The organism is Bradyrhizobium tropiciagri (genome assembly GCF_001189845.1).
Taxonomy (GTDB): domain Bacteria; phylum Pseudomonadota; class Alphaproteobacteria; order Rhizobiales; family Xanthobacteraceae; genus Bradyrhizobium; species Bradyrhizobium tropiciagri.
In genome coordinates this window covers 22975-32553 of sequence record NZ_LFLZ01000090.1, presented here as the reverse complement: position 1 = coordinate 32553, position 9579 = coordinate 22975, and the positions used below count along the sequence as shown (strand labels likewise).

Annotated in this window: 7 protein-coding genes and 1 pseudogene; 7 read left to right on the top strand and 1 reads right to left on the bottom strand. The window is 65.1% G+C overall.

Annotated features, from left to right (window positions below; translation table 11 throughout):
• Positions 1-120: 120 nt before the first annotated feature.
• Positions 121-915, bottom strand: a complete 795-nt coding sequence (locus AKN84_RS39525; RefSeq protein WP_050425783.1) for a DeoR/GlpR family DNA-binding transcription regulator — start codon at positions 913-915, stop codon at positions 121-123.
• Positions 916-1264: 349 nt separating this feature from the next.
• On the opposite strand from AKN84_RS39525, the gene deoC reads away from it, so the two are divergent.
• The 7 genes and pseudogenes from deoC to AKN84_RS39490 all read left to right on the top strand — a co-directional run bounded on the left by deoC (position 1265) and on the right by AKN84_RS39490 (position 9511).
• Positions 1265-2182 (top strand): deoxyribose-phosphate aldolase, encoded by a 918-nt coding sequence (deoC, locus tag AKN84_RS39520; RefSeq protein ID WP_244485735.1) that lies wholly within the window; start codon positions 1265-1267, stop codon positions 2180-2182.
• Between the two features lie 10 nt (positions 2183-2192).
• Positions 2193-4579: pseudogene (locus tag AKN84_RS39515) on the top strand (aldehyde dehydrogenase family protein).
• A 143-nt stretch (positions 4580-4722) separates the two neighbouring features.
• Positions 4723-5178: an RbsD/FucU family protein gene (locus tag AKN84_RS39510; protein WP_050425781.1), complete on the top strand. Its 456-nt coding sequence runs from the start codon at positions 4723-4725 to the stop codon at positions 5176-5178.
• A gap of 4 nt (positions 5179-5182) precedes the next feature.
• Positions 5183-6106 carry a ribokinase gene (locus tag AKN84_RS39505; RefSeq protein WP_050425780.1) on the top strand — a complete coding sequence of 308 codons (924 nt, stop codon included), beginning with the start codon at positions 5183-5185 and terminating at the stop codon, positions 6104-6106.
• A gap of 7 nt (positions 6107-6113) precedes the next feature.
• Entirely contained in the window at positions 6114-6989 is an 876-nt protein-coding gene (locus AKN84_RS39500) for a carbohydrate ABC transporter permease (protein WP_021076112.1), read from the top strand.
• Complete coding sequence (locus tag AKN84_RS39495; protein ID WP_050425779.1) at positions 6986-8023, top strand: carbohydrate ABC transporter permease; 1038 nt, start codon at positions 6986-6988, stop codon at positions 8021-8023. The genes AKN84_RS39500 and AKN84_RS39495 overlap by 4 nt, the downstream gene beginning before the upstream one ends.
• Positions 8024-8050: 27 nt before the next feature.
• Entirely contained in the window at positions 8051-9511 is a 1461-nt protein-coding gene (locus tag AKN84_RS39490) for an extracellular solute-binding protein (protein WP_050425778.1), read from the top strand.
• Positions 9512-9579: the final 68 nt, after the last annotated feature.

The window sequence follows — 9579 nt, the reverse complement described above, 5'->3', positions numbered from 1 at the left end:
CGTAGCGCCGGGTGAGGGCGCGCAGCTCTAACGAGGGACCGCAACCCCTCACCCGGCGCTACGCGCGACCTCTCCCAAGGGAGAGGTGAACCTCGATCCGGTTCAACCTATCGCATCACGTTAGGTAGCGCTGGTCACATATTCGACGGGAAGGCTGCGGAAGTGCTTGCGCATGTCCGATGACGGCGCGCCGCCGACGATGATCCGCGAGAATGCGCCGATGTCGGAGAAGAATGCCGACTTGAGGCTGCCGAGCTTGCTCGCGTCGATCACCAGGATGCTCTCCATCGCGGTTTCGATGACGGCCTGCTTGACGGCGACTTCGTGAAAATTCGAGCAGCTCGCGCCGCGGGTCCAGTGCACGCCGCCGGCGGAGATGAAGGCCTTGTTGATCCCGAGCCTGCGCAGATAGGACAAGCCGTCATCCGACGCGAACGATTGCGACGAGGGATGATAGAGCCCGCCCATCAGCATCACCTGCGTGCCGGGCCGGTGCGTCACGATCGACGCCACGTTCATCGAATAGCAGATCACCGAGAGCGGCAGATCGTCGGGCAGGCAGTCCGCCAGCGATTGCATCGTGGTGCCGCAATCGATGAAGATCGTATCGCCTTCCTTGATCGAGGCGGCCGCGGCCCGGCAGGCAAGACGCTTGTCCTGGGTGTGCTGGTCGATCTCCTGCTCGAACGTGTATTTGATCCCGGTCGGCGATGCCGCATTGACGACGTAGCCGCCGAGCAAGGCGAGGGCGGCCTCCGGACCGGCAAGGTCACGCCGCACCGTCATTTCGGAGACCTTGAGGAGCTCGGCGGCGTCCTTCAGGTGCAGCGCGCCACTCGATTCAACGGCGCGGCGCAGCCTCTGCAGGCGCTGGACGCGTGTCTCGCTTGGTCGTGCGTTCGGGGTTTCAGCCATTTTGATCGCCGAGCTTGCTTATCCGATTGACAATGATCTTACAATGTTGTGAGTTTATCAACGTCGATTTGTTACAATAATAACATCCGGTCTGCTGGCTCATCTCGCGTCGGGGCGATGTCGCTCCTCGGCAGGTGGCAAACCCAGCGGCAAGGTCAGGGGAGGATCACATGTTGCGATCGGCACATTCAGTCTATCTGGCGATCTCGCCGATTCGCTAGAACCGCACGGCGCTTCCATGACGCAGAGCGTCTTCATCCAGAATCCGTCCGCATTGACCGCGCTGCCGGCTTCCCCGGCGGGCGGGGATCCGCACCAGCTCGCGCGCAACAGCGGCCGCGCGCTGGATATGGATTGGGTCGACGAAATCAGGATCAATCTGTCGGCCGCCGAACGGCGGGTCGCGAGCCTGCCGGGCCGTCGTACGGTCAAGAAGGACGCGCAGGCGGCGTGGCTGCTCAAGGCGATCACCTGCATCGACCTGACGACGCTCAACGGCGACGATACGACCGAACGGGTGAAGCGCCTCTGCGCCAAGGCCAAGGCGCCCGTGCGCGGCGACCTTCTCGAACCGCTCGGCTTTGCCGGGCGCGAGCTGCATACCGGCGCGGTCTGTGTCTACCATCGGTTCGTCGGCACGGCCGTCGAAGCGCTCGCTGGATCCGGCATTCCGGTCGCTGCGGTCTCGACCGGATTCCCGGCGGGGCTGATCCCTCACGAACTGAAGTTGAAGGAGATCGAGGCGTCGGTGCGCGACGGCGCGAAGGAGATCGACATCGTTATCACGCGCGAGCATGTGCTGACCGGCGACTGGCGAGCGCTTTACGCCGAGGTCCAGGATTTCCGCGCCGTCTGCGACAACGCGCATCTGAAGACGATCCTGGCGACCGGCGACCTCAAGACGTTGCGCAACGTCGCCAAGGCATCGATGGTCTGCATGATGGCCGGTGCCGACTTCATCAAGACCTCGACCGGCAAGGAAGGCGTCAACGCCACGCTGCCGGTGACGCTGGCGATGCTGCGGATGATCCGGATCTACCAGGAGCGCACCGGCTTCAAGATCGGCTTCAAGCCGGCCGGCGGGATCTCGACGGCAAAGGACGTGCTCAACTATCAGTTCCTGATGAAAGAGGAGCTGGGACGCGACTGGCTCGAGCCGGATCTGTTCCGCATCGGCGCCTCCAGCCTGCTTGCCGATATCGAGCGGCAGCTCGAGCATCACGTGACCGGCCACTATTCGGCTTTCAACCGCCACCCCGTGGGATGAGACTCCAGCGATGAGCGTCGCAAATTATTTCGAGACCATGGAGTACGGCCCCGCGCCCGAGGCGGACGGCGAAGCGCGCGCCTGGCTGGCGCGGCACGGCGCCACGTTCGGGCATTTCATCGCCGGCAAGTTCACCGCGCCGCATGCGGGCAAGCACCTCACCACGATCGAGCCCGCCACCGGCAAGGCGCTGGCGCGCATCGCGCAGGGCGCGGCTGCCGACGTCGAGGCCGCGGTCAACGCCGCGCGCACCGCGCAGGTTGCGTGGGCAAAGCTTGGCGGTCATGGCCGGGCGCGTCATCTCTACGCACTGGCGCGCATGCTGCAGCGTCACGCCCGGCTGTTCGCCGTGCTGGAGGCGATCGACAACGGCAAGCCGATCCGCGAAACCCGCGATCTCGACGTGCCGCTTGCCGCGCGCCATTTCTACTATCACGCCGGCTGGGCGCAGTTGCAGGAGCGGGAATTCGCCGATCAGGTGCCGATCGGCGTGATCGGGCAGATCATCCCGTGGAATTTCCCGCTGCTGATGCTGGCCTGGAAGATCGCGCCCGCGCTCGCCGCGGGCAACACGGTGGTGCTGAAGCCGGCGGAATTCACCTCGCTCACTGCGCTGCTGTTCGCCGAACTCTCGGCCGAGGCCGGCCTGCCGCCGGGCGTGCTGAACGTCGTCACCGGCGATGGCGCGACCGGCGCGTTGCTGGTCGAAAATCCCGGCGTCGACAAGATCGCCTTCACCGGATCGACCGAGGTCGGGCGACTGATCCGTCAGACGACGGCAGGCACCGGCAAATCGCTGACGCTCGAACTCGGCGGCAAGTCGCCGTTCATCGTGTTCGATGACGCCGACATCGACGGCGCGGTGGAAGGCGTGGTCGATGCGATCTGGTTCAACCAGGGGCAGGTCTGTTGCGCCGGATCGCGGCTGCTGTTGCAGGAGGGGATTGCGGAGACCTTCCGCAGGCGCCTGATCCGCCGCATGTCGACGCTTCGCGTCGGCATGCCGCTCGACAAGGCGATCGACATGGGCGCGGTGGTAGCCCCAGTGCAGCTCGAGCGGATCAAGACGCTGGTCGAGACCGGGGTGAAGGAAGGCGCCGAGAAATATCAAACGCCCGGCGCGATGCCCGCGGAGGGATGTTTCTATCCGCCGACCCTGCTCTGGAACGTGCATCCGTCCTCGACCGTTGCGACTGAGGAGATCTTCGGCCCGGTCCTGGTTGCGATGACGTTCCGCACGCCCGACGAGGCTGTCATGCTCGCCAACAACACGCGCTACGGCCTTGCCGCCAGCGTGTGGAGCGAGACGATTGGTCTCGCGCTCGACATCGCGCCGAAGCTGCTGGCCGGCGTGGTCTGGGTCAACGCCACCAATCTGTTCGACGCCAGCGTCGGTTTCGGCGGCTATCGCGAGTCCGGCTTCGGCCGCGAGGGCGGCCGCGAAGGCATGGTTGAATATCTGAAGCCGAAGGCTGGAGTGGGCGCAAGGCGCGGCCCAAGGCTTCGCCGCTGCCGATTGCGTCCGGCGCCAGCGCAGGATTCGACGTGCCGCCGATCGATCGAACAGCAAAACTGTTCGTCGGCGGCAAGCAGGTCCGCCCCGACGGCAATTATTCGCGCGCGGTGCTGTCGCCGAAGGGCCGGCGCCTCGGCGAAGCCGGCGAGGGCAATCGCAAGGACATCCGTAATGCGGTGGCCGCGGCGCGCTCAGCCGAATCGTGGGCGCGAGCGACGGCGCATAATCGCGCCCAGATTCTCTACTACCTTGCCGAAAATCTCTCCGCGCGCAGCGACGAGTTCGTCCGGCGCATCGCCGACATGACCGGCGTGTCGTCGGCAAAGGCGCGTACGGAAGTCGATGCGAGCATCGAGCGGCTGTTCAGCTATGGCGCCTGGGCCGATAAATTCGAGGGATCCGTTCACACGCCGCCGCTGCGCGGCGTGGCGCTCGCGATGCACGAGCCGATCGGCGTGGTCGGTGTCGCCTGTCCGGACGAAGCGCCGCTGCTCGCCTTCATCAGCCTGGTCGCGCCGCTGGTTGCGATAGGCAATCGGGTGGTCGCCGTGCCGAGCGAGCGGCATCCGCTCGCTGCGACCGATTTCTACCAGGTGCTCGAGACGTCTGATGTGCCGGGCGGCGTCGTCAACATCGTCACCGGCGATAGCGGCGAACTGGTCAAGGTGCTTGCCGAGCACGACGATGTCGACGCGCTCTGGGCGTTCGGATCGCAGGATGCGTCGGCGGCCGCCGAGCGGCTGTCGATCGGCAACCTCAAGCGGACGCTGGTCGATCATGGCCTCGCGCTCGACTGGTACGACAAGGCCGCGAGCGAGGGTCCGATTCTGCTGCGCCATGCCGTGCAGGTGAAGAACATCTGGATTCCGTATGGCGACTAGAGCGTTTTCGAGCGAAGTGGGCACCAGTTCGCGTGCAGAAAACGTGTCAAAACTAGAAGCTAGCGGCGTCATCTTGCGGTGATACCGGTGGGGACCCGGACCGTCAGAGTCCGGCGATTTTGAAGACGAGGGAGGGACGCAACATGCTCAAGGGCATCAATCCGCTGCTCAATGCCGACGTGCTCTATGCCCTGCGGGCGATGGGGCACGGTGATCGCCTGGTGGTGTGCGACACGAATTTTCCGGCCGACTCGATCGCGCGCCAGACCGCGCTTGGCAAGTTGCTGCGCATCGACAATGTGAGCGCCGCCAAGGCGGTCGAAGCCGTGCTCTCGGTGATGCCGCTCGATACCTTCGTCGACGATGCCGCGAGCCGCATGGAGATCGTGGGCCAGCCGCAGGAGGTGCCTGCCGTGCAGCGCGAGGTGCAGGCCGCGATCGATCACGCCGAGGGACGATCCTGGCCGCTGGTCGGCGTCGAGCGCCATGCGTTCTACGAGAAGGCCAAGACGGCCTATTGCGTGATCGCGACCGGCGAGCGCCGCTTCTACGGCTGCTTCCTGTTCAGCAAGGGCGTCATCGCGCCGGACGGGGAGTGACGACATGAGCAAGAATGGCGTCGCCGTCCTCGGCGTCTTCGTCGTTGACCTCGCGTTCCGCGCCGGCAACATGCCGGCGATCGGCGAGACCATCGCCGGATCGGGATTTGCCATGGGACCCGGCGGCAAGGGATCCAATCAGGCTGTCGCGGCGGCGCGGGCCGGTGCCAGCGTGAGCTTCATCTCGCGGATCGGCAGCGACGCCTTCGGCGAGCTTGCGGTCAAGACCTGGGAGGCCGAGGGAATCCGGCCGCGTGTGGCGAGGACGGCGGACGCGCCGACCGGTGCGGCTTTCATCTACGTCCACGAGACGCGGGGCGACAACGCGATCATCGTGGTGCCGGGCGCGGCGGGCGGCATCAGCCCGGCCGATGTCGACACCGTCGCGGACGCCATCCGTGACTCCAGCGTGTTCGTGACGCAGCTCGAGCAGCCGGTCGATGCGGCATTCAGAGGGCTCGAGATCGCGCGCGCCGCCGGCAGCGTCACGGTGTTCAATCCGGCGCCGGCGATCAAGTTCGATGCTGGCCTGTTTGCGCTCTGCGATTATGTCGTCCCGAACGAGACCGAGGCCGAGGCGCTGACCGGGATCGCGGTCGGAGATCTCGCCGGCGCCCGACGCGCCGGCGATGCGCTGTTGGCGAAAGGCGCAGGCACGGCGCTGATCACGCTCGGCGAGCGCGGCGCGCTGTTCCATGCGCGGGATCGCTCGCTGCACGTGCCGCCGTTTGCCGCCGGCAGGGTGGTCGAAACCACCGGCGCGGGTGATGCGTTCGTCGGCGGCTTCGCCGCGGCGCTCGCGGACGGAGCCGATCCGCTCGAGGCTGCGCGCTTCGGTTCGGCCACGGCCGGAATTTCCGTCACGCGTCCCGGAACCGCGCCCGCGATGCCGCAGCGTGCCGAGATCGAAGCGCTGCTGAAGGGATGATGCTGCGATGATGCGGAATGATCCGATCAAGCATGTCTTCATCTGGCCGGCGGTGCTCGTCGTGCTGGCGATCTCGATCTTTCCGCTGATCTATTCGCTGACCACGAGCTTCCTCAGCTATCGCCTGATTCCGCCGATCCCGCCGCGGGTGGTCTGGCTCGGCAATTATGCGACGCTGCTGCAGGAGCCGCGGTTCTGGAGTGCGCTCTTCACGACGACGCTGATCGCCTTCATCGCCGTTGGGCTGCAATACGCGATCGGGTTCGGCGTTGCGCTGGCGCTGAACGCGCGCGTGCCGGGCGAGCGGCTGTTTCGCGTCGCCCTGCTGCTGCCGATGCTGCTGGCGCCGGTGGCGGTCGCGCTGGTGGCGCGCATGATGTTCAACCCGACCATGGGGCCGCTCAACCAGTTCCTGTCGAAGTTCGGTCTGGTCAATCTGCCTTTCCTCACCAATGGACATTGGGCACTCGCCTGCATCATCGCGGTCGAGGTCTGGCAATGGACGCCGTTCGTCATCCTGATGATGCTGGCCGGCCTGCAAACGCTTCCCGAAGATGTTTACGAGGCCGCCGAGCTCGAGAATGCCAGCGCCTGGCAGCAGTTCTGGGGGATCACCTTTCCGATGATGCTGCCGATCTCGGCCGCGGTCGTCTTCATCCGCCTGATCGAGAGCTACAAGATCATGGACACGGTGTTCGTGATGACGGGCGGCGGGCCGGGGGTCGACACCGAGACGCTGACGCTGTTCGCCTATCAGGAAGGCTTCAAGAAGTTCAATCTCGGCTACACGTCGGCGCTCAGCTTCCTGTTCCTGATCGCGATCACGATCATCGGCGTCACCTATCTGGCGCTGCTGCGGCCGCATCTGGAGAAGCGCCGATGAGCGGGCAGGGCTTGACCGGACTGCCGCAATGGAGCCGCCGGCTGGTCGCGGTTGGCGTTCTCGCCTGGTGCCTGATCACGGTGTTTCCGCTCTATTGGGTGGTCGTGACGGCGTTCAAGACGCCGCCGGGCGTCGTCGGCGGGCCGACCTATCTGCCGTTCATCGACTTCACGCCGACCCTGCAGCCCTTCATCGACCTCTATCAGGGGATCCGCGGCGAGTTCTTCCGCACCTTCCTGAACTCGACGATCGTCGGCCTGTCCGCGGCGGCGATTGCGACGGCGATCGGCGCGATGGCGGCCTATGCGCTGGTGCGGTTCGAATTCAAGGTCAGGCTTGGCGCAGGCCTCGTGTTCTTCCTGCTCGCGCTCGGCGGCTATCTGCTGTTCAACGCGACGTTCGGATTTACCCGCTCGCAGGCACTTCTGCTCGCCTTTCCGATCGCGCTGATCGCAGCCGTCGTCGCCAATCGCCTGCCGTTGCCCGGGCCGATCCTCGGCAATGAAGACATCCTGTTCTGGTTCGTGAGCCAGCGCATGTTTCCGCCGATCGTCACGGCCTTCGCGCTGTATCTGCTCTACAGCGAGATCGGCCGGCTGGGTTTCCAGCTCATCGACAGCTATGTCGGCCTGACGCTGTGCTACGTCGCCTTCTCGCTGCCGATCGTGGTCTGGCTGATGCGAGACTTCTTCGAAGCTATCCCGATCGAGGTCGAGGAAGCCGCGATGGTCGACAACGTGCCGAGCTGGCGCATCTTCATCGGCATCGTGGTGCCGATGTCGATGAACGGGCTGCTGGCGACGTTCATGATCACGCTGGCCTTCGTCTGGAACGAGTTTCTGTTCGCGCTGTTCCTGACCAATTCCAGATGGCAGACGCTGCCCATCCTGGTGGCGGGACAGAACAGCCAGCGCGGCGACGAATGGTGGGCGATATCGGCTGCGGCGCTGGTCGCCATCGTTCCCATGATGATCATGGCGGGCCTGCTCAGCCGGATGATGCGGTCGGGCCTGCTGCTCGGGGCCATCAAATAGCAAAAACCTTGTAGGGAGGACTAAACGATGTTGCGACGGACGTTCCTGATGCTGACCACCTCGCTCGCGATGGCCTGCGCCGCGGGCCAGGCGAACGCTGCCTGTAGTCCGGATTACACCGGCGTCACCCTGACGGTGGCGTCGCAGACCGGACCGTATATCGCGTCCGCGCTCAAGCTCGGCGCCGACGAATGGGCCAAGAAGACCTGCGGCAAGGTCAATGTCGTCGAGTTTCCCTGGTCCGAGCTCTATCCGAAGATCGCGACATCGCTGACGGCGTCGGACGCGACGTTCGACCTCGTCAGCTTCGCGCCGGCCTGGCTGCCGGACTTCGTGCCCTATCTCAGCGAGATGCCGAAGGAGATGCAGTCCGGCAAGGACTGGGACGATATCGAGCCGGCCTATCGCGAACGCCTGATGGTGTGGGAAGGCAAGATCTACTCGCAATCGATGGACGGCGACGTCCATACTTATACGTATCGCACCGACCTGTTCAGCGATCCCAAGGAGAAGGACGCGTTCAAGGCCAAGTACGGCTACGACCTCGCGCCGCCGAAGACCTGGAAGCAGTATCTCGACATTGCGGAGTTCTTCCAGCGGCCGGACAAGGGCCTGTGGGGAACCGCGGAAGCCTTCCGTCGCGGCGGCCAGCAGTTCTGGTTCTTCTTCAGCCACGCGGCGGCTTACGCCAACAATCCGAACTATCCGGGTGCGATGTTCTTCGACCCCGAGACCATGGACGCGCAGATCAACAACCCGGGCTGGGTGAAGGGGCTCGAGGAATACATCCGCGCATCGAAGCTCGGGCCGCCCAACGCGCTGAACTTCTCGTTCGGCGAGGTCAACGCGGCGGTCGCCGGCGGCCAGGTCGCGGAATCGATCGGCTGGGGCGACACCGGCGTCATCGCCGCCGACCCGAAGCAGTCGAAGATCTCGGGCAAGGTCGGCTCGGCGATGCTGCCAGGTTCAGACGAGATCTGGAACGCGAAGACCAAGAAGTGGGACAAGTTCCCGAGCGTGCTGCCGGGCCCGTTCATGGCGTTCGGCGGTTGGCAGATCGCGGTGCCGAAGGCCGGCAAGAACCAGAAGGCGGCGTGGGACTTCGTCAAGACGTTGACGAGCCCCGAGGTGTCGGGGCAGGCGGCGATCACCGGCGGCAGCGGCGTCAATCCCTATCGCAAATCGCACACCGCCAATCTGCAACTCTGGAGCAAGATCTTCTCGCCGGAAGAGGCCAAGGAATATCTCGGCGCGCAATCGGACTCCATCAACGCCAAGAACGTCGCGCTCGACATGCGTCTGCCCGGCTATTTCTCCTATACCGAGGTCGTGGAGATCGAGCTCGGCAAGGCGCTGGCCGGCCAGACCACGCCGCAGGCGGCGCTCGACGCGATGGCGAAGGAGTGGAATCGTCTGACCGACGAGTTCGGTCGGGCCAAGCAGCTCGCGGCCTATCGCGCGGCGATGGGCCTGCCGCCGAAGAACTAGCCTTCAACCGAGACATCCCGGATGATGCGCGCGCGTCATCCGGGATTTTGACCAGCCGTCGACGAAGG